Genomic DNA, 26049 nt, shown 5'->3' with positions numbered 1-26049 from the left:
GATTTCTATCAGATGACACCCTTCTTCAAATACTCACGAGCCATGTATAAGAAGTGATGATATATGTAATTACCTGTTGTAGCTGGCTCAATAAATACAGTTGAAAATCCATATCGCACCTCAAATGTTTTTAAACTACCAAGTAATGCTTCTGGTTTGTATTGACTTATATACTCACCTTTTAATATTTTTTGATAGCCTTTTAAATCTTCCACAAGAAGAACAAATGGATGTTTAGCAGCACGAATCAATTCATTTTCAAATCTCGTACGATCTTTAATTGATTGAACCAATTCGTCTACACCGTTTTTACGTTCTACTCCGGCGCAAAGATAAACATCTCGTGTAATGCCCATCTCAGGATTCTTAGGGATTACCGCTGAATAATCGGCCGTATCAATTTTTCTAAGTCTGAATGGAACATTCTTTTTACGAAAATAATCAAGTACATGCTGATTTTTCTGTTCTCTTGTATCCACCATGATTTCTAATGTATCTAGTATTTCTTTCAATTCTTTTTCTGAATATCGATAATGAATCGCTGGCATTTATTTCACCTTCCTAAAGTGCGACATTGCACGATTGAATATTTCTTGTGAAAGCTCGTCCGTTAATTTATTTTCATAGTTGGCCACAGATTCTTTAACATGTAACCAACCATTTAGTGAAAAGTTCAATGTTAATTCCATGACCAACCTTGCAGCGGCTTCATCCTGATTAAACCAATCATTTATTTTCGGATTTATGTCTTGCTCAACACCGATAAAAAAATTAATAATTTTATCTATCGTTTGTTTTACCGCATGATCTTGGTCCGAATAATTACCTTGCAAATATTTAATAATCCGTAACTTGTATTCTTTAATAACTGATTCAATTTCAGGAGCAATCTTTTCATGGTTCTCAATGTATAAGTCATCGCCATCAAGAACGAGCTTCGCTCCCATCGATTGAACATCAACACATATTTGTTTTGGATGCATATTACACCTCTTTTTTTAATGAGTTACTAAATAGTTACTAAGTTATTTAAAAAGTTACTCGTGTAAACCCAGTCATATCAAGGGTTTAAGCGTTATTTAGTTATCAAAGTTACTAAAGTTACTCGTTTTTCTATTAAAGCCCTATATATATATTATTTTTTTATTTATTTATTTTTCATGGGAATGGAACATAGAAATTAAGTAACTTAAGTAACTATTCATCTACAAACGTTGTCATATCAACGTTTATACGAGTTACTAAAAAAATAATTAAGTAACTCTTTAGTAACTCTACCCTAAATTTTTTTCCTTTTTATAGGAGTTACGTTGTTTTTGTCTTCATTCTCAGTTGAAAATAAATTCGAACCAGCTAGTTTATTTAATGTAATTCCAAGAATAAAATTTTTATTTGCTGTACCTTTCTCTTTTTTAAATCCACGAATTTCTAATTGTCGATAAAAAGCACGATTCTTTAAATCCAATTCATTATTTTGAAAACACCACTTTGTATAATTTTCGTATAGTAGTTTCGCTTCAATTTTCACTGAAGGATTCACTATACAATTTTCATCAATGAAAGGTGCCAATATGTCCATGTCCTCACGATATTCTGCAGTCGCTGCCTTCACAGCTTCAGGAGCACGCAACCCTTCGGCCTGCCACTTCATGCAGCCCTCAACAGCCCACCGCAAAATACCAGGCATTTCTTTTGCTAATTTATCTGGTAGATCATAATCAATCTTGTCTTTTGGGATTGTTACGGTAAATGGAATAAGCATAATTCTTCTCCAAATACCTTCATCCGAACCTTTTACAATCGGCTTATGGTTGGTAGTGAAAAACACTTTAAATTCTGGTGTAAATTCAAAGTATTCCTGGCGTAAGAAACGAGCTGACATTTTCTCACCACCGGTGATTTGTTTTACCAGGGCTTCAGATAATTGTTGCCCTTCTTCACTCTCAACAGCTGATACAAAACGCGCTCCATCTAATCTGGCCACATCGTTATTGATTCCTGAATCATTTCTCTTTTTCAGGAAAGTATCACTGTTTGTTTGCCTTCCATAATCACCAAGTAAGTCTTGGATGATATTAATAAAAGTGGATTTACCATTTCGTCCATTACCGAATAAGAAAAACATTACTTGCTCTTTGGTTACACCAGTTAATGAATAACCAATTGCTTTCTGCAGGTAGTTAATTAGTTCATGATCTGGTTCACCTGCAGCTGTTTTAAAAATACTTTCTAAGAAAGCTTTCCAGTTTGGACACTCAGCATTCCTGTCATACTTGATTGGAGAAATCTTTGTTAATAACAAGTCACGATTATGCGGTAATAATTCACCGTTCTTTAAATCAATAACTCCGTTATCACAGTTAAATAAAAAGTTATGAGCATCCAATTCTTTCTTTTTCACTGATACCATTGGTCGCACATCCAAAATGCTATTTATCCGAATGGAACGTCTTTCACATTTCTTTGCCCAATCATGTAACAACTTTGATTGATATTTATCTTCTGTAGCCTTTGCTTCTCCATATATGGCTCTCAGTGTTTTGGCCGTAATAGCTTCAATCTGTCTCTTACTATCCTCATGCCAATGCTTACCGTTCCATATAAGCCATTCCAACTCATTACAGTACCGAACATTTTCGCCATGATAATACGCAATACGCTCCGCATTTCCTAACTCAGTTAAATGAAACTTTGGAGCTTCATCGATAATTTCCTCAGTATCTTCAATTGAGTTATCGGATATATAAACTTCATACTTTTTCTCTTCCAGCGGTTCATAATCAGCTATTGTGGAAGGAGTGGAAAGAATTGCTGTATCAATTGTCATTTCCCCGTATGTACGGCCATCACTTGAATGTGGTTTATCCCACTTCTCACGAAGTAAGGAAGACTCTCTAAACATAGAATCCATCTTTGCAGCATCTTTATCCGTCCAAAATGCTAAATGATTACATAAAGCCATATCAGTAGAAGAATGATCACCATTAATCAACATGCCCTGGAATAAATCTTTAATGGCTGCACCGTTTTTACTACCAAACATTCGCTCCCACAATTCTGAGTTCGATAGGCTAGTAATGTCTTCTCGTTCAAATGAAGTAGTGCTTGGCTTCTTCTCTGGCTTTGGTTTTTCTTTCAAATACTTCTCAAATAAAACTTTTAATTCATCCGTTCTATCTTCCACAGGAACTTGATCTAAGCAATTACCGGTGAAAGTGAAATACCGTCCATGTCTATATACTTCCAATCCAAGGTCTACATTTTTCCGTCCTGTACCTGGTCCCTTTAATGGCAGCTTGCCTTTTGCAATAATGTGGATGCCATCACCACTTGGTGAATATTCCGTGTAACTACTTACCGTTTCAATAACATCCTCAGCTAAACTTGTAAGAGCACCTTCTTGGATACAATGGTCAATATCAATGCCAATGAATGGATCATCCTTTGAAAACATGAATCCAATGCCGTCATAATCTCCTTGTTCATAGAATTTTATGATTGTCGGAAACGTTGACCAGCTACGCTTATTATTTGATTGAGCCATTTCCCCATTGATTTGATAAGGAACTTTTGTTTTCTTACCGTTTCTTACTTCTGACCGCCATAAGATCCAATGAGGAGTGTTTTTAAGCTCTGCCGGTATTTGATTAAATTTATATCTCATTTTATTTTCTCCCTTTGGAAAAGGGAGCCGTTAGTAGCTCCCTCCTATTTGAATCTTGTTAATTAATTTTTAGAATGGGATATCCTCATCTGAAACTGTAAATCCAGTACTTGGAGCTGCTACTTCAGACACTTTAAAACCATTTACTTGTGGGTATTTTTTACCGTTGTACTCACGTTCACCTACTACTAATCGCAACGGTTTATTTAAGAATGTATCAGCCCATTCTTTGTAGCTGCTAAATTGCATTCCATCTGGGAATTGTGCCGCTTTTGATGCTGCTTGGAATCGCCACATTGCTTTTTCAGTAACCGTAAAGTTATCAAATAAAATCTTTTGACCTTGGAATGGTTGGTCTACATCACTGCGAATTTCATAATCAACAATTACTCGATTATTACCTGACTCTGCTTGCTTTAATTCATAATTAACAACTGTTACTTCATATTCACCTGGTTTAATTACCTCAAATTCTGTTGCTTGACTGTGATCTACTTTAAACATTATTTTTCCTCCTTGTTGTTAAAAACTTGTATTCTATCTAAAGCGGCATTTAAATATTTAAGATTGAAATCTTGGAGTTTTTGTTTTGTTTTAAACTCAATTTCATCTAGCATCTTCGCTGCTTCATCACTGGATTCAACAATTTTTATTATTTGTTCAATAAGAGCCTTTCTTTCGTTCTCTTGTTCCGCTCTTACGTCCACACCGAGTTCCAACCATTTATAAATAATTGCACCATGCTCCGGCTTAATTAATTCACCATTTTCATTTATTAAATTAGAATTATCCTTAGTTGGTGTAGCTGTATGATTTTGTTCCATACGTAGAACAATCATGAATTCGTACTCCAAATCATCTTTCTGAATTGGTTTTAACCCTAACTTACGAATTTGAAGCTTATCATTATCATCACGTTCAGCTTGATACTCTTGCTTAGTACGTAACGTAGCAATAATATGAACATCATTTTCTGTAAGGGATTTAATAAATTCTTTAATAACCGGCTTCATTGTTTTCCAATCTTGAAAACGGCCACCTAAATCTTGCTGCTGGTCCAAGATACCTCCGATACCTTCCCAAGCATGTGAAAGGCTATCTGCAATAACCACTTCACAACCACTTTTCTTTAATAGTTCAATTGCTTGTTGGTATCGCACTGTGGAATACGGTGCATCAAGTTCTACATATTTAAAGCTACCAATCTTGTAACCTTTAATTGTATTGTTTGCATAAAGAAGCGAGCGTTTGTGTTCCGTATCGATAACACCAATCTTCTTCCACAATTCTTCTTCTGGTAAATCTGGATAAGCTTCTTTCATCATTCCATATGCCAGAATTAATGATGTTAATGTTTTACCACCACCGCTAGCACCAAATAACGCTATACATGCTTTCAACTTTTCACGTTGTGCATCTGTTACTTGCAACATACTTATACCTCCACACTATAAGAAATAGATTCAGGTTTAACCTTAACCCCTGGAACAATTTGTCCATCCCCATCTACAACTACTTTCTCATCACCAATTTGAACAATTTTTAATGTTTTCTTTAAATCGGCCCATTTCACACTATTTTTGATGAACTCAGCAAGGTCATTTTGAATTACATAATCCAAGAGAAGTTCCTCATTAGCTTTATCAGGCGCTTCCTTACTCTTACGAGTTTTGGATTTACCGTAAGGCGTAGAAATTGTTTTCTGTTTTGGATCCGCTGCAAGCTGTTCTGCGTGGTAACGTTGAACATGGCTTTCAAAGAAGGTAATACTATTGTGGACGGAAATTAATTCACCTTTTTCCCATTCAGCAATGCGATCACGTTCAACATTTGCTAATTGATTAATTTCCTTTTCCTTTGCTTTAAGAGCTGTTAATTTACGGAATGCCCAGTTCAAACCGTTAATATCCGTAATTTCAAACTGTTGCTCCGCATCTTGTAATTGGTCCACTTCTAATAATTCATTTTGTTGTAATGCATTCATCGATATTACCTCCAAATGTATTTTTAAAGTCCCGTGCAGTGTAAAGAGAAAGATATGTAAAACCATTTTTCGTAAACTCAACTTGAAGAGGATATTCCCAATCATCACGCTTTACCACTTCTAAATCCCCTTCTTCAGTTAAAAGTTTTTCTAATAATTGATGTCTCACATGAACCTGATTCTCGGGATAAACGCCCAGAATTCCTTGCTCTTCAGCTAAACGAATAGCTTGTACACTATTTTCAATCGCTTTAATATCCATCAAAATTCCACCACCTTGGCATATTCCACTGTTTTGCGGATTACTTCTCCACCAACATCGTTGGCTACTTGTTTTGATTTTTCATATTCAAATTCCATTGCGCTTTTTACTAATTTCGTTACTACTAATGGATTTGGATTACTGACAAATAAATTCCCCACACTTACTAAATATGTAGTTTTGGGTGTTAATTGTTCATCCATCCTTTTTCTCTCCTTTACAGCAAATCTATTCATGCTATAATGACTGTGAATTTTGTTTTTCTAAATCACCTGTTGGTGCAGGTGGTTTTTCTTTTTATACAGCTCGAAAGCATTCAACATTTTGTTCCGCAATTAAGTAATTTGTTAGATTTCCTTCAAGTACGGCATCCTGGCCAAACATAAAATACTTATCATCTTGCTTAATTTCAGAACCATAGAAGTCTTCAATTGGATGATCTGGTTCTTTAATAGATTCCTCTTCAGCAATGTCTTCCACAATTATTGCATCAATATTACTTGCATTAACGTGAGATGGTACCTTCCCAATAGCACCTTCATATTCAATTTTCGATAAAGCACCAAAGTTATTTTTAAATGTTTTAAATTGCTCTACTGTAAAACTTGCTTTAGCACCTGACTTAAAAATCAACGTTACTTCCTTCAATTAACTCACCTCATTCATTTTCTGTTCCATTACAACCCACTCTTGTGGAAATACAATCTTTCCATCGAGTGCATGAACTACAGTAAAATCATCTTCATCACAAATTCGAACTTCAGGGAAAATATGCTTTTGTAAATTTACATAGTTCCAAGTTTCTTGTGCACTCGCAAGGTTAACCGCTGGACAAAACTGTCCGTCTTTTTCAATAAAGCAATAACCTTTGAACAATTAACTCACCTCCCTTCGGGCTGAAACCTTACGGTTCATTTCCCTTAGCTGACACTTTGCTTCTAATTCAGTAATGAGTAATAACGCTGGACTCTTTCGCATCTCAGCACATTGCTGACGTACTTGAGATGCTTTCATTAATTTACTTGCGGATAATACTCCGTTCATGATTAGTCACCTTCCTTATCTATTTTTGTTTTCCGATATAAGTTAAATTTGTACACAACTTGCCATCCTCTATTACTACTTCTCTTTCATAATTCGACAAAATTTTCTCATGGTTGATTTTTTCTACTTTTTCACCGTACCTCCAATATCCAGCACGAAGTAGAAACTCGGAATACCCTTCTGGAATTGGTAATTCATAACCATCTAAGGTTATTCTAGTTACCTCAATGCCTTCTCTAATTATCATTTCTTTCACCTTCTACATTTCAAGAGTGACTCCACTTTCAACTCTACTTAAAGTAGAGTCTACATTAAAAAAAATTTGATCATAACTAATTTCTAGCAAGTCACAAATCTTCTTTGCATTTCCTACAGTCACCTCATCAGGATGATTTTCCATATTTCTATACGTTTGAACATGGACATTTAGTTTTTGCGCCATTTCATTTTGAGTAAAACCCTTTATTAATCGCGCTTGTTTGATAGTGAGAATCATCACTTTCACCTCGTTTCTATTCGCTTGTAAACTCATAATAATCTACTAAAAGTAGAATGTCAACACTACAAAAACTATACTAATCTACTTTTATATCATTTTTAAGAATTTAAAGTAGAATTTTTTCGACATTACATTGAATATATTCTACTTTTAGTATAATATTATAGATATAAAGTTGACGGAGGTCACTATAATGAGCATAGGAAAAAATATTAAAAAATTAAGGGATAAACATAATCTTTCACAAAAAGAGTTTGGTGAAATAGCTGGTGTTTCAGATAAAGCAGTATCAACTTGGGAAAAAGGATTGAAAGAACCACGAATGGGAGCTATCCAAAAAATAGCTGATCATTTTGGAATTTTAAAAAGTGACATCATCGAAGACCAAGATTCTAAAGTTACTCATATCAGACCGAACCAACCAAAAATTGAAAATAACTGCAAGGCTGTTCCATTACTAGGGGCAATAGCTGCTGGAACTCCACTTGAAATGGTAGCTGTGGAAGAATGGATTAACGTTCCAGTTGAAATAACAGATAATCATCCACATGCATTTTTATTAAGAGTAGTTGGTGACAGTATGAATAAAGTCATACCGCCGAACATGTTGGCATTAATAGATCCAGATACTGAAATTAAGAATGGGGATATCGCAGCAGTTGCAGTTAATGGGTTTGATGCAACTTTAAAAAGATTTTACAAGTTCCAAGACGGAATTACTTTAGAACCTGAGAGTTATAATCCAGAACATAAAACACAATTTTATGATTCTAAGGCTCAAGAATATACTCCTGTTGTAGTAAAAGGGAAATTAGTTTGGTATATGGCACCTCTTAACGCTAAATTTTAAAAGTAAAAGGTGATTATTTTGACTAAAGCAGCTATATATATCCGTGTTAGTACGCAGGACCAAGTTGAAAACTATAGTATAGAGGTCCAACGGGAAAGAATAAGAGCTTTTTGCAAGGCAAAGAGTTGGGACATCTATGATGAATATATAGATGGTGGTTATTCTGGTTCAAATTTAGAACGTCCTGGTATAAAAAAGCTTATAACTGATTTAAAGAACATAGATGCAGTTGTTGTATTAAAATTGGATAGGTTATCTCGTTCTCAAAGAGATACATTAGAACTCATTGAAGAACATTTTTTGAAAAACAACGTAGACTTTGTATCTATAACAGAAACATTAGATACTTCCACACCATTCGGTAAAGCAATGATTGGTATTCTATCTGTATTTGCTCAATTAGAGCGTGAAACAATTGCAGAACGTATGAGAATGGGACATATTAAACGAGCGGAAAACGGTTTAAGAGGTAACGGCGGAGACTATGATCCAGCTGGCTATACTAGGAAAGATGGACACTTAATAATTAAAAAGGACGAAGCTACTCACATTAAAAGAGCTTTTGATTTGTATGAGCAATATTATTCAATTACTAAAGTACAGGAAGTTTTAAAAGAGGAAGGTTATCCTATTTGGAGATTTCGAAGATATAGGGACATTCTTTCTAATACATTATATATAGGGCGTGTAACCTTTTCAGGAAAAGAATACGAAGGTCAACATGAACCTATCATTTCATCAGAACAATTTAAACGTGTACAGGCGCTTTTAAAACGTCACAAGGGACATAATGCCCATAAAGCTAAGCAAAGCTTGTTATCAGGGCTAATAACTTGTTCTTGTTGTGGAGAGAATTATGTATCATACAGCACAGGTAAATCTAAGGCTGCTGAATCCAAAAGATATTATTACTACATTTGCAGAGCCAAGAGATTCCCAGCTGAATATGAAGAAAGATGTATGAATAAAACTTGGTCCAGAAAAAAACTTGAAGAAGTTATTATATCTGAATTAAAAAATTTAACTGAAGAAAAGAAACAGACTAATAAAAAAGAGAAAAAAATAAATTACGAAAAACTAATTAAAGATATAGATAAGAAAATGGAACGTTTGCTTGATTTATTTATGAATACTACAAACATAAGTAAAGGCCTTTTAGAGCAACAAATGGAAAAGCTTAATTTAGAAAAAGAAAAATTACTTAATAAACAACAACGCTCTGAAGAAGAATCACTTTCTCGCGAAGTAACCTTGACTACTATTGATGATGCATTTGAAACGCTAGAGTTCAAGGAAAAACAGATTATAATAAACAACTTTATAGAGCAGATTTATATCAATCAAAATAACGTCAAAATCATTTGGCGTTTTTAAATAATAATTTTATGTATTCATTTCCGGCTATTCATACAGCCCAAATAAAGAAAGATTCTTTCTGCTTAATAGCTTCTATAACACCTTGCGCCACCAACTCCTGACCGGTAGACAAAACCCCTTTCCACTGCAACTGATTTAACTCTCTTTCTTCCTTTCTTTCCTGAATCCCACGAACGAGTACAGTACATTCACTAACTCTCCCCATCGTGATGCACTTCCGGCAATACGTGCATCTTTTACTGCACCTTTTACATAAAAATGATGCAAATAATCGCTGCTCTATATTTCCGCAGCGCTGACATATATATTTAGAAGCCTTCTTTGTTATGCCTTGTACACATGCGACTTCTCCCTTCTTTTTCAAATCACTTAATTCTTTCCGTAAATCTGAAGAGAGTTCTTCTAATAGCAACTGTTTTCCAGCAAGCATTCATACCACCTCCAGCACTACTATAAACCTTTCTCATCATCTCGTAAAAACTCAAAAAAGCCGATAACCTACTTAGAAAATAGTAAGCTATCGACTTTATACACATGTTTTATTCTTTTATAAATCCTAGAATCGACCGTATCCTAAGAAATGTTTTTTGTTATACGAACTGTTAATATCACCGTACGCAATTCCTTTATCGCTAGCATGGATCATTTGGCCATTACCAACGTAAATACCGATGTGAGATGGGCCTGCTTTGTAAGTACCTTGGAAGAATACTAAGTCTCCTGGTTGTGGGCTACTTACTTTAGAAACTGAGTTCCAGTAACCATTAACGTCTTGACGACCTACACCAAAAATGTAAGAAATGAATCCACTACAGTCAAAACCACCGTTTGATGGAGATGCACTTCCCCAAACATATGGCTTACCCAAATATTGCTTAGCTTTACCAATTACGCCAGTATCCGGTGGAGTTGGTGCTGGGTTTTGCTCTGGTGTTTTCTTTTCTGCTTTAGGTGCCTCTTTTTTAGGCTCTTCCTTTTTAGGTTCTTCTTTTTTAGGCTCTTCTTTTTGAGCTTGTCCACCATTGTTTGCTGGTGCAGCTTGCTCTGCAGGTGCTTGTGCTGGCTGAGCTTGCGCAGCTTTAGCAGCTTGCTCTGCTTGTTTTTGAGCAGCAGCTTCTTGTGCAGCTTTTGCTTGTGCTTCTTCTTCTGCAATGCGTTGTAATTGTAACGCTTGTTTCTCAAGCTCTTTCAATTGACCTTCCGTACTTGTCATTGAAGTTACAACTGTATCCATTTTACTGCTTAAATCGTTTACCGCTGTTGCTTTTTTCTCTTTTTCAGCGTCAAGTTCTTTCTTAGCAGTTTCAATTTGAGCTTGTGCTTCTTTTAATTCTTTTTGTTTCTCTTTTACCGTTGCAACATCTTTTTTCACACTAGCTTGATCTTCTTGTTGTGTTTTCATGATATCTTCATCAGACTCAAGAATTTTAGAAACAGAAGTTAAACGATCAACTAAATCTGCAACGTTTTTAGAGTTTACAAGAACTTCTGTTACAACGTTCGTATTTGGTTGTTCTTGAAGTGCAACTAAACGCTTTCTTAATAGCTCTTCACGTTTTGCAATCTTTGTTTGTAATTCTGCAATATCTTTATTTTTCTTTTCAATTAATTGCTCAGTATCAGAAACTTTTTTCGTTGTTTCATCAAGCTTTGCAGCATTCTCTTGAACAGATTTATCTAAACCTTGAATTGTTTTGTTTAAGTCATTCATTTGTTTTTGTAATTCATCACGTTCTTGTTGTTGTTTATGTAAAGTGTCATTTTGTGTATTAATTTGTGATTTCACGTCAGAAATTTTATCTTCTGCAAATACATTTGGTGTTAGCCCTGAAAACATTAACCCTGCAACTAATGCGCAAGATGTCATTTTTAGCTTTTTCATTTTATTTTTTACACCGCTTTCTTTTTTCTTTTTCCGTATATAACCTATAAAATTTATACCATAATTCGGGATTTTTTTTGCTAATGTTACGTTTTTGTAAAACAAATGTAATATTACATGTGACTATAGTGCAAAATTCGTATATTTTTGTATGTGTGTGTAGAAATTTATATACTTTTCTTACTTCTATAAACAAAGAAAAAACGTAAGGAATCCCTTACGTTTTATTAAATATACGAATAGAAATGAAATGCTACTTCATCCATTTCTCAGCCCAATTTTGGACCTCATCCATAACACTTTCTAACGCTTTTCCCTTGTCAGTTAAGCCATACTCGATTCGAACTGGTACTTCTGGATAGACATTACGAACTACAATGCCCTCGCTTTCCAATTCCTTCAAACGCTCTGACAACATACGATCGCTCATATTTGGGATAATATCTGCGATTTCTCTAAAACGTTTCGACTCTTCAAGCAAAGATTTAATAATTAAGCCAGTCCACTTCTTACTAAGCAGAGTAAAAGCTGACTCAAACTTTGGACATAAACAAGAATTATGCTCCATATGTTTCACCTCTCTCCCATTATAATATAGTTTCTTGTAAAAAGTAAGTTATAAAACTTTCCTCATTATTTTATTTTACGTACATTTTACCATTTCCAAATATTAACTTGTCAACTAAACGTAACATACCTGTAAAAAAACCCTCTTAAAAAGAGAGCTTTTTATATCTTTATTACTTCGTATACCATCCAAGACCTAATGCACCTTCACCTAAGTGCGTACCAATTACAGCTCCAAAATAACCTGTACGAATTGTGACGTGAGGATATTTTGCTTCTAATTCTTTCTTCCATTCATTCGCTTCTTCTTCACGTTGTGCATGAATGATAACTGCTTCCATAGGTACACCTTTACTTGCTTGCTCATCAAAAATTTCAATGATACGTTTTAATGCTTTTTTACGTGTACGAATCTTTTCAAACGGAATAATGATTTTATCTCTAAAATATAAAACTGGCTTCACTTGTAACAGACTGCCGATGAAAGCTTGTGCGCTATTCAATCGACCACCACGCTGTAAATGATGTAAATCATCAACTACAAAATAGGCGTCCATCGTTTTCTTCATTTCATCAAAACGAGCGATAATCTCTTTTGGATTCTTTCCTTCACTTGCTAACTTTGCACCTTCACGCACATAAAATCCTTGTACTTCACAACTAATTTCAGAGTCATACGTGTACACATCAATACCCTCTACCATCTGTCCAGCTGTCGTTGATGTTTGATATGTACCACTAATTCCACTTGATAGGTGAATACTAATAACTGCATCATAATCTTTAGCTAGTTCTTCATATAGCTCAACAAACTTTCCGATTGCTGGTTGAGAAGTTTTTGGAAGTTCCTCTTGTTCACGTACTTTCACATAAAAATCATCTGCTGAAATTTCAGCTTCTTCTTGATAAGATTCTGTTCCAAACACAACGTTTAATGGAATCATATATATATTGAGTTCATCACGAATTTGCTTCGGTATATATGCCGTACTATCAGTAACAATAGCTATTTTCATTTTCGTACCTGCCTTATAAAAAGTTTTATTTTCTAATTTTACACGAAAACTACAAATGGTGCATCCATACATGAAAATGCCGGTTGAAATTATACCTACCATCTCGACAAATTACAACAAAAAGATAAAATACTCACCAAAAACTTCAGCATATTTAGAAAAAATGTTTGAATATAAAAAGGCTCGCTTTTAAAATGGAAAGTACTAGTCATTTTGATAGATAGGGGCGTACACAAGTGCTATTACAATATTTTACAATCAAAGACTACGGCGAACACGAAATCGTCATTCAAAAATCAAGATTTATTTGTTATATTAGCCGAGCAACGACTGAGGAAGAGGCTCAAGCATTTATACAAAAAATAAAAAAACAACATTGGAATGCAACACATAATTGTTCCGCTTATTTAATTGGCGAACAAGACCATATTCAAAAAGCAAATGATGACGGCGAGCCTAGCGGTACAGCTGGCGTACCAATGCTAGAGGTACTTAAAAAACGTGGACTAAAAGATACCGTTGTTGTCGTAACACGCTATTTTGGTGGTATTAAACTTGGCGCAGGTGGATTAATTCGTGCATATGGAAAATGTACAAGTGAGGGCATTAATCATGTCGGTGTTGTCCAGCGAAAACTAATGCGTGTGATGCAAACCGAGATTGATTACACATTACTTGGCAAAGTGGAAAATGAATTACGCAATTCAAAATATGCCATTAAAGATATACATTATCTAGAAAATGTCACATTTGATACGTATGTAGAAGAAGACGGCAAACAAGCATTTACAGATTGGATGATTGAATTAACAAACGGGAAATGTACAATTACAGAAGGAGATATGTTGTACTTAGAACAAGATGTTATCTAAGCATAACCCATTTATCACCTTCAAAGATTAATGTAGTGAATTACTTCCCTACGAATGAACTAACGAACTAAGGAGATTATATATGGAAGAACGTTATTATCATCTCCAAAATAGCAGAATAAAAAAGAAGCGAAGAAGGAAACTTTTCTTCTTCCTTATTTTCGCATTTTTATTTGGCAGTATAGGAGTTTATGTGTTAAATTCTTACTCTTCTCTTATGGGGATGTATAGTGGTTTTACTCGTGAAAAATCGGATTTAAGAAATAAAGATGTAGAAATTACAAAGGAACCTTTTACAATTCTCATTATGGGTATAGAAGATTATGCGACAGACGGTCAAAATGGTCGTACAGACTCATTAATGTTTGCAACAGTCAATCCAAAAACACAAAAGATTTCACTTATGAGTATTCCTCGTGATTCTCGAGTTAAAATTGTTGGCAAAAATAAAGAAGACAAAATTAACGCTGCCCATGCTTACGGCGGAGAAGAAATGGCAATCAAAACTGTCGAAGGCTTTCTAAAAGTTCCTGTAGACCATTATCTTAAAATTGATTTCCAAGGCTTTAAAGGTATCGTTGATGCTGTTGGCGGCGTTACCGTTGACGTACCCTTCGATTTCTGGGAGCGATCTGACGTCGATTACTACAAAAAAATCCAATTTAAGCAAGGACAGCAAAACTTAAACGGTGAAGAAGCACTTGCTTATGTACGTATGCGAAAGCAAGATCCAAATGGCGATTATGGTCGAGCTGCTAGACAAAGACAATTACTAGCCGCTGTTGCTCATAAACTAAACTCCACTTCTACTGTATTTAAAATTAAAGATTTAACAGCTGTCGTTGGAAAATATATAAAAACCGACATTCCTATTTCAGACGGACTTGCTCTTTACAATAAACTTTCTGGATTTGATCCTTCTACAATGCAAACGTTAAAGCTTGAAGGTGAAGATAAAAAGATAGGCGGTATTTATTACTTCCTTCCAGATCCAATCAGTATAGAAACGGTGCGTAACGAAATTGAAAAAGAATTAGGAGAAAAAGCAAAAAATCCAACTACAAAAAACAACTCAAATCCTGATTCAAATTCAAGTTCTAATTCTAACGAACAAACAAAAAAAGAAACAAACCAAAATAAAACACCAACTGATCCGCCACCTTCTACAAATGCTCATGCGGAGTGGATTATGCGCAATCAGCCGTAGCAAAAAGGCCCAATCTATCCGATTGGGCCTTTTTTATTTACTTATTAAAGTGTTGTAAAATTGCTTCTACAATACGCTCTGATGCACGACCATCACCGTAAGGGTTAGATGCTTTCGCCATCTTATCATGAGCTTCTTTATCTGATAACAACTCATCAGCAAGACCAAAGATTGTCTCTTCGTCTGTTCCTGCTAATTTCAGCGTACCTGCTTCAATACCTTCAGGGCGCTCTGTTGTATCACGAAGAACAAGAACTGGTACACCAAGTGATGGAGCTTCTTCTTGTACACCACCAGAATCCGTTAACATTAAGTATGAACGAGCTGCAACATTGTGGAAATCAATTACATCTAGCGGCTCAATTAAATGAATACGGTTATGTTCACCTAAAATTTCATTTGCTATTTCACGAACGACAGGGTTCATATGAACAGGGTATACAACTTGTACATCTTCATGCTTATCAACAAGACGCTTAATTGCACGGAACATGTTACGCATCGGTTCACCTAAGTTTTCACGACGATGAGCTGTCATAAGTACAAGACGATCATTTCCAAGTTTCTCTAGTACAGGATGACTATATGTTTCTTTTACAGTCGTTTGCAGCGCATCAATCGCTGTATTTCCTGTGATGAAAATACGTGATTCATCTTTATTTTCCTTCTGTAAGTTCGTTGCTGATTTTGCTGTCGGTGAGAAATGAAGATCCGCCATTACACCTGTTAATTGACGATTCATCTCTTCTGGGTATGGAGAATACTTATCCCACGTACGAAGGCCCGCCTCAACATGACCTACTGGAATTTGATTATAAAAAGCAGCTAAGCTTGCAATAAATGTTGTTGTTGTATCACCATGTACAAGTACAATATCCGGCTTCGCTTCTTTCATTACTTTATCCAAACCTTCTAAGCCACGCGTTGTAACATCAATTAAAGTTTGGCGATCTTTCATGATATTTAAATCGAAATCTGGCGTAATTCCAAAGATACTTAATACTTGGTCTAACATTTGGCGATGTTGTGCTGTTACAGTCACAATCGATTCAATTTTTTCTGGGTGTTTTTGCAACTCTAATACAAGAGGTGCCATTTTAATTGCTTCTGGACGTGTCCCGAAAATTGTCATTACTTTTAAACGTTCAGTCATGTGATTGCCTCTTTTCTTTCACTAATTACAGCTTCTATTATGACATATAAAAATAGGCATGAGTATATCCCTTTTTAACGTATAACAGAAACTTTTCTATTACAAATACTTTTTCTTCCCACCGAGTAATAATCTATCTTTTGTTTCTTAACATCTTCATCAGTATAACAATTTCTCCCATCAAATAAAATAGGCTCCCTCATAAGTTGTACGTACTTTTCTAACGGATAAGTTTGAATATCTTCCCATTCTGTTACGATAAAAACCGCACTCGCATCTCTAATCGATTCATCTATACAATTGCTATATTGTATAGCATCTCCAAATATATTTTTCACATATTGAATTGCTTTTGGGTCGTAAAGAACAATATCTGCACCTATATTAATTAATGCTTCTATTATAATGAGAGATGGTGCCTCTCTAATATCATCCGTATTTGGTTTAAAGGATGCGCCAAGAACTGCAATCCGCTTTTTATTCATGTTCATGACTTTTTTCGCTTTTTCAATCAATAGCAGTTGTTGCTTATTATTTACTTCAATAACCGCTTTTAACAAACGAAAATCATGAGCAACATTTCCCGCAATTTGCACCAGCGCTTTCGTATCTTTTGGAAAACATGATCCCCCGTATCCAATGCCCGCATTTAAAAAAGACGCACCAATTCTCTTATCCATTCCCATCCCTTTAGCAACATCCAGTACATTTGCGCCTACCTTCTCACATATATTTGAAATTTCATTAATGAAACTAATCTTTGTAGCTAAAAAGGCATTCGACGCGTATTTAATCATCTCTGCACTTTTAATATCTGTAACATACGTTTCTAAGCGTAATTCGCTATACAAACTCTCTACTCTTCTTGCTACTTCCTCACTATCTGCTCCAATTACAATACGATCTCCATGAAAGAAATCATAAATACCTGAACCTTCACGCAAAAACTCTGGATTCGATACGATATGTAATGTATATCTCCCCTTTAACTCCTCCTCAATCCATCCTTTCATTACATCATTTGTACCTACTGGAACTGTACTTTTCGTAACAACAATAATATCGTTCGTCGCATATACTCCAATATCATTACAAGCACTCTGAATATACGTTAAATCCGCCGTCCCATCTAATAAAGGTGGTGTTCCAACTGCAATAAATATAAACTCTACATCCTCAAACGCCTCTTCTTTATTTGATGTGAAAGTTAAAGCATTATTCTCATATGCATCATTTATTAATTCATGTAATCTAACCTCATAAATAGGTAAATCCCCTTGTTTTATCCGTTCAATTTTCTCATCATCTATATCAAAACATGTAACTGAATGCCCCAACTTTGCCAATCCTACTCCTGTAATCAATCCAACATATCCAGTACCTACTATCGTAATTTTCATTTCCTTTTCGCACAGGAATATACAATAGAAAAGATATGAAATATAGAATTCTCCCTGTGCTTCCCCCTCTCACATTAAAAATGAGAAAACTCTTTTCCTTTTTCATTATATGAATTACTTCCCTCATTCTTTTTAAAGTTTTTGTAAAATTAAATGCACTATAATATAAAGTGCAACTTAATCATTGGGAAGCCAGCTACCAGCTCACTCCAGATAAATTCCCACATTTTAACACGAGACTTACTCATTTCTACGTGTAACACTTATAATACTGAAATAAAAGTATTCACTATCGAAGAAAAAGAGGAAATGTCATATTCCAAAGTCCAGTACGATTAACCTTCTTATATGATTCAACATTCTATATACAATTGTCATATATTCTATCCGCTTCCATTAAGCGTAAAAAGAAAAAAAGATTGAATTCTAATCTTTTTGTGATACCATATGTTATGAGCCTGTAAATAAACATCATAATTTTCAGATAAATATATTTTCAAAAAAAAATTACGTTAGACTATAAAGGGTGGGGTATTAATGGACTCACAAGTGATTTATGCCATTTTGGCATCTTTCATCACTGTACTCGTCGTTACTCCTTTAGTTATTAAATTAGCTTTTAAAATAGGAGCGACAGATAAGCCAAACGCACGTAAAGTGCACCAAAAGATTATGCCTCGTCTTGGCGGGTTAGCAATCTTTATCGGTGTAGCTGTAGGATTTGTTGTTGGCGGCTTATATGAGCAAAGAATGTTATCGATAACGCTAGGTGCGATTATCATTGTAATCATCGGAATTTTAGATGATATGTACGAGTTATCTGCGAGAGTAAAATTCGGTGGACAACTGTTAGTTGCCATTATGATTGTAAAAAGTGGATTATTAGTGCAAGTATTATATATCCCATTCCTTGGGGATACTGAACTTGGATGGCTTGCTTATCCAATTACAGTATTTTGGCTTGTAGGTATTACGAATGCAATCAACTTAATTGACGGCTTAGATGGATTATCTGCGGGGATTTCATCTATCGTACTTGCAACGCTAGCATATATGGCCTTCACTAGTCCATGGGGTACTGGAACAGCTATTATATTGCCACTTGCATTAATTATATTAGCAAGTACAATTGGATTTTTATTCTACAACTTCCATCCAGCAAAAATTTTCATGGGAGATACAGGAGCACTATTTTTAGGATACTGTATTTCTGTTATATCGTTACTTGGATTATACAAAAGTGTAACGTTATTCAGTTTTATCGTTCCAATTATCATTTTAGGTGTACCTATATTTGATACGATATTTGCAATCATCCGTCGTATCGTAAATAAAAAACCTATTTCAGCACCAGATAAATCGCATTTACATCACCGCTTACTTGCAATGGGATTCTCTCATCGCAAAACGGTACTAATTATATACGCATTCGGTATTTTCTTTAGTGTAAATGCCATTATTTTCACTAGTGCAACATTATGGTTATCCATTATTCTTCTTTTCGCTTTGATTTTCTTCACAGAAATCATTGCTGAAATAATCGGGCTTGTACATGAACGCTACAAACCAATTATTTCCTTTTATAAAAAAGTGAAAAAACGCGAAGACTAATTGTAGTATAGCCTTTACCATTATGAAATATTCAAATAGCATCCTCTTTCTTATAAGAGGATGCTATTTTTTATTCCTTATTTTATATTTCCAAAATATAGATTGTTTGAGAGTTCCTCTATTGGAGAAAGATATACATAATAAGAAACGTATCAAGTTTTCTTTTTACATCTTGATTGTCAAACTGAGGGTGAATGTTATGATCAAGCGAGTATTGCAATGTATTATTTTATTTTTGACCATTACTATGTACGCATCATCTAATACTGAAGCAACAACTGTTATTCCTGCTGAATATCATCCAAATACTGAAACGACCTCTCCTACACAAAAAATTGCGTACTTAACATTTGATGACGGGCCAAACAAATATACTACACAAATTTTAAACATCTTAAAAGAAAAGAACGGAAAAGCAACTTTCTTTGTTATTGGCGGAAAAGTGCCACATTACACAAAAACGATGCAAAGATTAATTAAAGAAGGACATTATATCGGTCTCCACAGCATGTCACATGATGTAAAACGCCTTTACACTGGTGACCCTTCCACTTTAATTGCAGAAATGGAGCAAACACAAAGCATTGTCCAGCAAGTTACGAAATTAAATACACATCTCGTTCGCGTTCCATATGGTAGTATGCCTTACTTAAAAAAGAATTACCGTGACGCACTTGTATCGGCCCAGTATAAAATGTGGGATTGGACAATCGATACATACGACTGGAAAAGCTATGACAATCCTTCTGCCATACTCGAAAGAATACGTAATCAAAGTGATGAACAAGTAGAAGTCATTTTAATGCATGATTCGAGTGTAACCGTACAAATACTTCCAAAAGTAATTGATTATTTACAGTCACAAGGATACAAACTTCTTCCCTATAATCCTTCTTCTCATCTCAAGGTAAATTTTTGGAAAGACACAAGATTGTAACAGCTTTAGTGCCTATGTGCTAAAGCTGTTTTATTTTTCTCTTCCCACCCTTCCCGTTTTTGTGTAAAATTTTAAATAGTGATGAAGTTTCGAGGTGAATAGAAATGAAACGAATAGATCTCATTTTTAACGCAATACAAAAAGGCAATTATACAGAAGGTGTAACCGCATCAGAACTCGCTACCTTTCTGCAACTAGATCGCGCCAATGTAAGTAGCGACTTAAACAAACTTGTAAAAGATAAACGTTTATTAAAAACAAATACGCGTCCCGTTCGTTTTTATATAGAAACGAACGCTTTGTTGGAAACGCATTCAAAAGAAGTGACTTCATTAGATACCTTTGCAATTGAAAATACAAGCCTTAAAATCGCAATTGAAAAAGCGAAAGCTTCTATGCTCTATCCTCCAAACGGTATGCATACTTTACTGCTCGGAGAAACAGGAGTCGGAAAGTCTATGTTTGCTTCTTTAATGCACGAATATGCAATTGAAGTTGAACAACTTCCTAAAAATGCACCATTTATCGTCTTTAACTGCGCTGATTATGCAAATAATCCACAGCTACTACTTGGACAGTTATTTGGAATTAAAAAAGGAGCTTACACAGGTGCAAGTGATCAAAAAGGGTTAATTGAAAAAGCTCATGAAGGGATTCTCTTCTTAGATGAAGTACATCGCCTGCCTCCAGAAGGCCAAGAAATGCTTTTCACCTTTATTGACCGCGGAGTATATCGCCGCCTTGGAGAAACAGAAAACGAGCGTAAAGCACAAGTATTAATCATTACTGCAACAACAGAAGAACCAAATTCATTTTTATTAAAAACATTTACAAGACGTATACCGATGACTATCACGCTGCCACCACTTCGTGAGCGTACACATAAAGAGCGCTTTGCTTTACTACAACTATTTTTTACAAATGAAGCAATTCGTCTGCGAAAAGAAATTCACGTTAGTCCGAATGCAATGCGTGCTTTCGTCTTTTACAATTGTCCCAATAACATCGGTCAATTAAAAACGGATGTACAGATCGCCTGTGCGAAAGCCTATTCTGAATTCGTAACAAAGAAACGTGATTCTGTCTATGTTTCAAGTACAGACTTACCTTGGTATATGAAAGAGGGGCTGTTCATCGAAAGAAAGAGCCGTCACTTATACCAAATACCAAATGAAACATTTGTATTTACAGGTGATGAAGGTTGGAGTAATCATAAAACAGAAGATGAAAAACGCTCTTCTATTTACGATTATATTGATTATAAATACGAAGAACTTCAAGCACGCGGTATTGAAGAGGAAGAATTAGAATTACTAATAGAAAATGATGTTCAAAGCTTTTTCGTACAATATTTTAACCAAATATCAAAAAAAACAAGCCATGAAAATGTTTTTAAAATTGTGGATCGTAATATCGTTTCCGTATGTGAAAAAATAGCGGAACTTGCGGAAAAGCATTTATCTAAGACGTTTGATGAAAAAGTATTTCTCGCTTTAAGTTTACATGTACAGACAACTCTACAACGTTTACAAAGCGGCAAACAAATACATCACCCACAATTAAATCAAATTCGTACGAAATATAAAAAAGCCTTTTCCGTAGCTATGCAAGGCATTCAACTACTGGAAGAAGAGTTACAAATAACAATGCCTATTGATGAAGCTGGCTTTTTAACAATGTTCTTCGTTGTTGATCCAATTCCTGCCTCACAAACAGAAGTAAAAGTATTAATATTAGCACACGGTAATGGCATAGCAACTGAAATGGCAAACGTTGCAAACGAACTTCTCGGCATTGAGGAAGTAACCGGTATTGATATGCCGTTACATGAATCACCGAAAGATTTCTTGGAACGTGTGAAAGTATATATGAAAACACTACAAAATGTAAATGGGCTTCTCTTACTTGTCGATATGGGGTCACTTGCTTATATCGGTGACATATTAGAAACGGAGTTTAAAATCTCTGTACGTGTTCTCTCGATGACGAGCACACCACATGCACTGGAAGCAGCTCGAAAAGCTCAGCTCGGTTATTCATTAGATGCGCTATATGAAACAGTAAAAAATTTAACACCGTTTTACTTAAACGTACAAGAAGAAAAGAAAAAACCTCTCTCTCCAATGAAATCTGTTATTTTAACAGCTTGTTTAACTGGTGAAGGAAGTGCTTTAGCTATTCAAAAAATGTTAGAGAATTATTTACGATTTGATAAAGACTTAATTGAAATTATTCCGATTAGTATCGTCCATGAAAAAGATTTAACGAAAATGATCGAGAACATAAAAAAAGAGCGTAACATCATTTGTATTGTCACGAATTTCGATGTGCAAGTGCCATGCTTAACATATCATTTCCAAGACATCGTAAACTACACAGCAATTCAGCCCATTCAAGAATTAATTACGTATGAAGAAACATATGCAAAAATGGCGGATATTCTTGAACAACAAATGCAGCGTAACGATGGAGCATTACTTATCAAAACAATTCGTTACGCATTAAATACAATTCAAGAATTAATTTCCTTACAGCTAACTCCTGATAGCTTAATGGGTGTTATTCTGCATATGAGCTGTATGGTTGACCGTCTTCAAAAAGGAGAAAACCTTCTTCCTCACCCTGATAAAGAGAAAAGAAGACAAGATGAATACTGGATGTATATGAAAGTAAAAAAAGCATTGCAACCAATTGAAAATACATTTGAAATACAAATACCTGATGACGAAGTGTTTTACGTTATGGACTTCTTTATTAAAAATCAACCTTTTAAAAATTAATTGAGGCCGTTTTTAAAAATATCGACCGTAACATGAGTTATATCAGCGATTATTAAAATATATCGGCGCAACTCAGATTATATCAGCGATTCTCACAATATATCGGCGTAACTCAGATTATATCAACGGTTTTCACAATATATCGTTTTACCGACAATAATCGCTAAACTAGCACCTTATATAATGAGAAAAGGCTGTTCCAACATATGGACAGCCTTTTCCTCTACTTCTTTACTTTTCTAACTCGCCCTCTTATTTCTCCCCTTTTTTGTGATTTCGTATGGACATTAACATATACATTTGCTTGAATAATTTCTTGAAGTAAATGTACAAATGATTTCCCTTGTAAAGGTCCCTCAAAATCCTCTACATTCACTACACCAGTAATACTTCCCTCGTTCAAGCTAATCCCTTGCTCCAGTGGACCATACAAATAGAAAACAACAGGACCAATTTGAGTAGACTTCCCTAAATGAATTTGACACGATGTAACCTTTTCTATATTTTTTAGTATTACTCTGTAATGCAATTTCGTTAAATCATCACTAAAAATAAACTCTGCTACCCCAAAAGCTTCTGTATTTACAGGAGGCACTTCCCTCTTACCTGTTAACCTGGCAAAGAAATGTGTTGTCATAAGGCATTCTCCTTATATAAATTTCCCAGCACTACTTCTACTACTTTATGGTTTAGACATAATCATTTATGACTTTTTCAATTTTAATTACAAAGAAAAGATTCACAAAATCTTTACATTAAAATCGTTCCTATAGATTGAACGTCTCTTGTATAATGCACATAGAAAAACATTATAGGAGGTTATTTTGAAAAAAAACAAACACACCTTTCACACATTATTAGAGATTTTTCTCGTCTCATTTAAATTAGGACTTACTTCATTCGGCGGTCCTGTCGCTCATCTCGGCTATTTCCACCACGAATACGTGCAAAAAAGAAAATGGATGAATGAACGAAGCTATGGAGATTTAGTAGCATTATGTCAATTCCTTCCTGGTCCTGCCAGCAGTCAAGTCGGTATGGGCGTTGGATTATTAAGGGGCGGGCTTTTAGGAGCTATTATTTCATGGATTGGATTCACTTTACCGTCTGTACTTATTTTGGTTTTCTTCGCCTCATTCCTTAATCAGTTCGATCTTGGAAGTGCTGGCTGGATTCATGGACTAAAACTTGTAGCAGTCGCTATTGTCGCTCATGCCATATGGGGAATGGCGCAAAAGTTAACTCCAGATCGCAACCGTGCAACAATTGCGATCGTAACTGCCGCAATCGCCTTATTATGGCCAAGTAGTTGGACACAAGTCATCCTCATTATAATATGTGGCTTTATCGGCTGGTTTTTATATCGCAACCAACCAATTAGCCAATCTCAAAATATAAAAGTACCTATTTCAAAAAAAATAGCAGTTTCTTGTCTCGTCTTATTCTTTGGACTATTACTACTGCTACCAATATTAAGACCGTTCTCTTATTACATCGCTTTATTTGACAGTTTCTATCGCTCTGGCGCACTTGTATTTGGAGGAGGACACGTCGTGCTGCCCCTTCTTGAAGGTGAGTTCGTACAAAACGGAATGATGACGAAAGAACAGTTCCTAGCTGGATACGGATTAACACAAGCAGTACCAGGACCACTATTTACATTCGCCTCTTATATAGGAGCAGTGTTAAACGGGACGCTTGGGGCAATACTCGCAACAATTGCGATTTTCCTCCCTGCTTTCTTACTCGTTATTGGTGTTTTACCATTTTGGAACAGTGTAAGAAAAATATCTTTCATACAAGGCGCACTACTTGGAGTCAATGCCGCTGTTGTCGGTATTTTAATTGCCGCTTTTTATGACCCTATTTGGACAAGCACAATTATGAACGCTGTAGATTTTGTTTTTGCGTCTCTTCTATTTTGCTTGCTCGCTTTTTGGAAAACACCACCTTGGGTTATCGTTATACTTGGAGCCTTTGGCGGATATGTTCTGTCCATTTTATAAATAGAAAAAACGACGGCTATACCATGCCGTCGTTTTTTCTATTAAAACTTTACAAGCTCTATTCCTTCTGGCAACTCACTCTCTGTTAAAATACGCAATTCCTTCACACGATCCATTACGTAAGAAGAACGCTTCACAAGCTCTGGATCAATATAAGCTGGATGAACCATAATTTCTACCGTTTGTTCACCTTGTACTCTTTCTTTTAACTTCACAAAGTAATCTTCCGTCACACCATCTGCGTAAAAGTCACTGTAAAACACATCAGAAAATGGATGCACCGCTCTATCTTCCTCACAACGACGAATTGGAACATTATATGTAGCCGCTAATCTCTCAAGAACATCGTGTAAGATCGGTAATCCGTGTACATGATGATGACTATCTAAATGAGTTGGTGTTAATCCGTAAGATAAAAACTTCTCAATTTGAGCAGTCCATTCTCTCTCAACTTCTTCTGGATTTATATTCCCTTCCCTTACAACACTTTGTTTATGAAACGACCCGTTTGCCCCTACGAGTGACGGTACATCCTTTAACAGTGGTTCCCCTGCTGTTAATACGAGATGTACGCCTACTCCGAGTAGGTTGTACTCTTTCGCTAAGCGTACCGCATGCTCTGTTCCTGGCATATTCATCATCATCGTCGTTGAATTTACAAGTCCATTTATATGTCCATCAATAATGCCATAATTTGTACCTTCTGTAAGACCGAAATCATCTGCATTTACAATTAACTTAATCATCATAATACCTCCTAATAAAGTGAAACTTTAATCAGTGGGGGGTTTTCTCCCCCCACTGATTATTAGTTGAACCAATCGGACTTTTATGGGCAGTTGATCCCCCACCTAATTTCTTTGTTTTCGCTGAATTTTGAGGTAGTGGTCTTACTGCCCATTAAAGTGGGATAGAATAAAAAAAGCGGGCTAAATAGC

General features: G+C 35.3%; 28 protein-coding genes and 1 pseudogene. 8 read left to right on the top strand and 21 right to left on the bottom strand.

Translation table 11 applies throughout. The annotated features are described in order from the left end of the window. Window positions 1-8: 8 nt before the first annotated feature. The 13 genes from CGQ22_RS10125 to CGQ22_RS10070 form a co-directional block, all read right to left on the bottom strand. Window positions 9-548 carry an ERCC4 domain-containing protein gene (locus CGQ22_RS10125; RefSeq protein ID WP_089148645.1) on the bottom strand — a complete coding sequence of 180 codons (540 nt, stop codon included), beginning with the start codon at window positions 546-548 and terminating at the stop codon, window positions 9-11. Continuing rightward, window positions 549-983 (bottom strand): hypothetical protein, encoded by a 435-nt coding sequence (locus tag CGQ22_RS10120; protein WP_089148644.1) that lies wholly within the window; start codon window positions 981-983, stop codon window positions 549-551. Between the two features lie 296 nt (window positions 984-1279). After that, window positions 1280-3664: a phage/plasmid primase, P4 family gene (locus CGQ22_RS10115; protein ID WP_089148643.1), complete on the bottom strand. Its 2385-nt coding sequence runs from the start codon at window positions 3662-3664 to the stop codon at window positions 1280-1282. Between the two features lie 69 nt (window positions 3665-3733). Beyond that, window positions 3734-4168, bottom strand: coding sequence for a DUF669 domain-containing protein (locus CGQ22_RS10110; RefSeq protein WP_089148642.1), 435 nt, complete (start codon window positions 4166-4168; stop codon window positions 3734-3736). Then, window positions 4168-5097 (bottom strand): AAA family ATPase, encoded by a 930-nt coding sequence (locus tag CGQ22_RS10105; protein WP_089148641.1) that lies wholly within the window; start codon window positions 5095-5097, stop codon window positions 4168-4170. The genes CGQ22_RS10110 and CGQ22_RS10105 overlap by 1 nt, the downstream gene beginning before the upstream one ends. 2 nt (window positions 5098-5099) lie before the next feature. Next, window positions 5100-5648: a host-nuclease inhibitor Gam family protein gene (locus CGQ22_RS10100; protein WP_089148640.1), complete on the bottom strand. Its 549-nt coding sequence runs from the start codon at window positions 5646-5648 to the stop codon at window positions 5100-5102. Further along, a complete protein-coding gene (locus CGQ22_RS10095; protein ID WP_089148639.1) occupies window positions 5626-5910 on the bottom strand; it encodes a hypothetical protein in 285 nt (94 codons plus the stop codon). The genes CGQ22_RS10100 and CGQ22_RS10095 overlap by 23 nt, the downstream gene beginning before the upstream one ends. Continuing rightward, window positions 5910-6113, bottom strand: coding sequence for a hypothetical protein (locus CGQ22_RS10090; RefSeq protein ID WP_089148638.1), 204 nt, complete (start codon window positions 6111-6113; stop codon window positions 5910-5912). The genes CGQ22_RS10095 and CGQ22_RS10090 overlap by 1 nt, the downstream gene beginning before the upstream one ends. A 94-nt stretch (window positions 6114-6207) precedes the next feature. Continuing rightward, on the bottom strand, window positions 6208-6558 hold the full coding sequence (locus CGQ22_RS10085) for a YqaI family protein (protein WP_089148637.1): 351 nt from the start codon (window positions 6556-6558) through the stop codon (window positions 6208-6210). Beyond that, window positions 6559-6786, bottom strand: a complete 228-nt coding sequence (locus CGQ22_RS10080; protein ID WP_089148636.1) for a hypothetical protein — start codon at window positions 6784-6786, stop codon at window positions 6559-6561. It abuts the gene before it with no gap. Beyond that, window positions 6787-6954 carry a hypothetical protein gene (locus CGQ22_RS31930; protein ID WP_175423372.1) on the bottom strand — a complete coding sequence of 56 codons (168 nt, stop codon included), beginning with the start codon at window positions 6952-6954 and terminating at the stop codon, window positions 6787-6789. A gap of 19 nt (window positions 6955-6973) precedes the next feature. Beyond that, window positions 6974-7201, bottom strand: coding sequence for a hypothetical protein (locus tag CGQ22_RS10075; protein ID WP_089148635.1), 228 nt, complete (start codon window positions 7199-7201; stop codon window positions 6974-6976). A gap of 12 nt (window positions 7202-7213) precedes the next feature. Next, complete coding sequence (locus CGQ22_RS10070) at window positions 7214-7486, bottom strand: helix-turn-helix transcriptional regulator (RefSeq protein WP_254704090.1); 273 nt, start codon at window positions 7484-7486, stop codon at window positions 7214-7216. A 160-nt stretch (window positions 7487-7646) separates the two neighbouring features. On the opposite strand from CGQ22_RS10070, the gene CGQ22_RS10065 reads away from it, so the two are divergent. Together CGQ22_RS10065 and CGQ22_RS10060 are read left to right on the top strand one after the other, a co-directional pair. Beyond that, on the top strand, window positions 7647-8303 hold the full coding sequence (locus CGQ22_RS10065) for a LexA family protein (RefSeq protein ID WP_089148634.1): 657 nt from the start codon (window positions 7647-7649) through the stop codon (window positions 8301-8303). Window positions 8304-8321: 18 nt separating this feature from the next. After that, complete coding sequence (locus CGQ22_RS10060; protein WP_089148633.1) at window positions 8322-9677, top strand: recombinase family protein; 1356 nt, start codon at window positions 8322-8324, stop codon at window positions 9675-9677. A 34-nt stretch (window positions 9678-9711) separates the two neighbouring features. Here CGQ22_RS10060 and comFA read toward each other — a convergent pair. The 4 genes and pseudogenes from comFA to CGQ22_RS10035 form a co-directional block, all read right to left on the bottom strand. Beyond that, window positions 9712-10110, bottom strand: a pseudogene (gene comFA, locus CGQ22_RS10055) (ATP-dependent helicase ComFA); the annotation flags it as partial. Window positions 10111-10236: 126 nt separating this feature from the next. Then, window positions 10237-11667 (bottom strand): C40 family peptidase, encoded by a 1431-nt coding sequence (locus CGQ22_RS10050; protein WP_139032805.1) that lies wholly within the window; start codon window positions 11665-11667, stop codon window positions 10237-10239. A gap of 148 nt (window positions 11668-11815) precedes the next feature. Next, window positions 11816-12130, bottom strand: a complete 315-nt coding sequence (locus tag CGQ22_RS10045) for a winged helix-turn-helix transcriptional regulator (protein ID WP_000400857.1) — start codon at window positions 12128-12130, stop codon at window positions 11816-11818. Between the two features lie 172 nt (window positions 12131-12302). Further along, a complete protein-coding gene (locus CGQ22_RS10035) occupies window positions 12303-13145 on the bottom strand; it encodes a DegV family protein (protein ID WP_000684725.1) in 843 nt (280 codons plus the stop codon). Between the two features lie 236 nt (window positions 13146-13381). On the opposite strand from CGQ22_RS10035, the gene CGQ22_RS10030 reads away from it, so the two are divergent. Both CGQ22_RS10030 and CGQ22_RS10025 read left to right on the top strand, forming a co-directional pair. Beyond that, the gene (locus tag CGQ22_RS10030; RefSeq protein WP_000926664.1) at window positions 13382-14017 is read left to right on the top strand and encodes a YigZ family protein; all 636 of its coding nucleotides are present in this window, start codon (window positions 13382-13384) and stop codon (window positions 14015-14017) included. Window positions 14018-14099: 82 nt separating this feature from the next. Next, a complete protein-coding gene (locus CGQ22_RS10025) occupies window positions 14100-15224 on the top strand; it encodes an LCP family protein (protein WP_061884756.1) in 1125 nt (374 codons plus the stop codon). A gap of 37 nt (window positions 15225-15261) precedes the next feature. Here the strand turns inward: CGQ22_RS10025 and wecB are convergent, their stop codons facing one another. Both wecB and CGQ22_RS10015 read right to left on the bottom strand, forming a co-directional pair. After that, complete coding sequence (gene wecB, locus CGQ22_RS10020; protein WP_000140145.1) at window positions 15262-16377, bottom strand: non-hydrolyzing UDP-N-acetylglucosamine 2-epimerase; 1116 nt, start codon at window positions 16375-16377, stop codon at window positions 15262-15264. Window positions 16378-16451: 74 nt separating this feature from the next. Then, a complete protein-coding gene (locus CGQ22_RS10015; protein ID WP_089148631.1) occupies window positions 16452-17777 on the bottom strand; it encodes a UDP-glucose dehydrogenase family protein in 1326 nt (441 codons plus the stop codon). Between the two features lie 537 nt (window positions 17778-18314). Between CGQ22_RS10015 and CGQ22_RS10010 the strand changes: the two genes are divergently transcribed. The 3 genes from CGQ22_RS10010 to CGQ22_RS10000 all read left to right on the top strand — a co-directional run bounded on the left by CGQ22_RS10010 (window position 18315) and on the right by CGQ22_RS10000 (window position 23105). Further along, window positions 18315-19388, top strand: a complete 1074-nt coding sequence (locus CGQ22_RS10010; RefSeq protein ID WP_000378319.1) for a glycosyltransferase family 4 protein — start codon at window positions 18315-18317, stop codon at window positions 19386-19388. Window positions 19389-19587: 199 nt separating this feature from the next. Beyond that, window positions 19588-20325 carry a polysaccharide deacetylase family protein gene (locus CGQ22_RS10005; protein WP_089148630.1) on the top strand — a complete coding sequence of 246 codons (738 nt, stop codon included), beginning with the start codon at window positions 19588-19590 and terminating at the stop codon, window positions 20323-20325. Between the two features lie 104 nt (window positions 20326-20429). After that, window positions 20430-23105, top strand: a complete 2676-nt coding sequence (locus CGQ22_RS10000; protein ID WP_089148629.1) for a sigma-54-dependent transcriptional regulator — start codon at window positions 20430-20432, stop codon at window positions 23103-23105. A gap of 223 nt (window positions 23106-23328) precedes the next feature. On the opposite strand, the gene exsM is transcribed toward CGQ22_RS10000, so the two are convergent. Continuing rightward, a complete protein-coding gene (gene exsM / locus CGQ22_RS09990; RefSeq protein WP_000207045.1) occupies window positions 23329-23742 on the bottom strand; it encodes an exosporium regulatory protein ExsM in 414 nt (137 codons plus the stop codon). A gap of 187 nt (window positions 23743-23929) precedes the next feature. Between exsM and CGQ22_RS09985 the strand changes: the two genes are divergently transcribed. Then, window positions 23930-25111, top strand: a complete 1182-nt coding sequence (locus CGQ22_RS09985; protein ID WP_061884758.1) for a chromate transporter — start codon at window positions 23930-23932, stop codon at window positions 25109-25111. A 41-nt stretch (window positions 25112-25152) separates the two neighbouring features. Here the strand turns inward: CGQ22_RS09985 and chbG are convergent, their stop codons facing one another. Beyond that, window positions 25153-25857: a chitin disaccharide deacetylase gene (gene chbG, locus CGQ22_RS09980; RefSeq protein WP_046946620.1), complete on the bottom strand. Its 705-nt coding sequence runs from the start codon at window positions 25855-25857 to the stop codon at window positions 25153-25155. Between the last annotated feature and the right edge of the window lie 192 nt (window positions 25858-26049).

Source organism: Bacillus sp. M13(2017) (assembly GCF_002218325.1).
GTDB classification, from domain to species: domain Bacteria; phylum Bacillota; class Bacilli; order Bacillales; family Bacillaceae_G; genus Bacillus_A; species Bacillus_A thuringiensis_K.
Note: the sequence above shows the minus strand (reverse complement) of the source record. Positions and strands in the feature narration are given on the sequence as shown.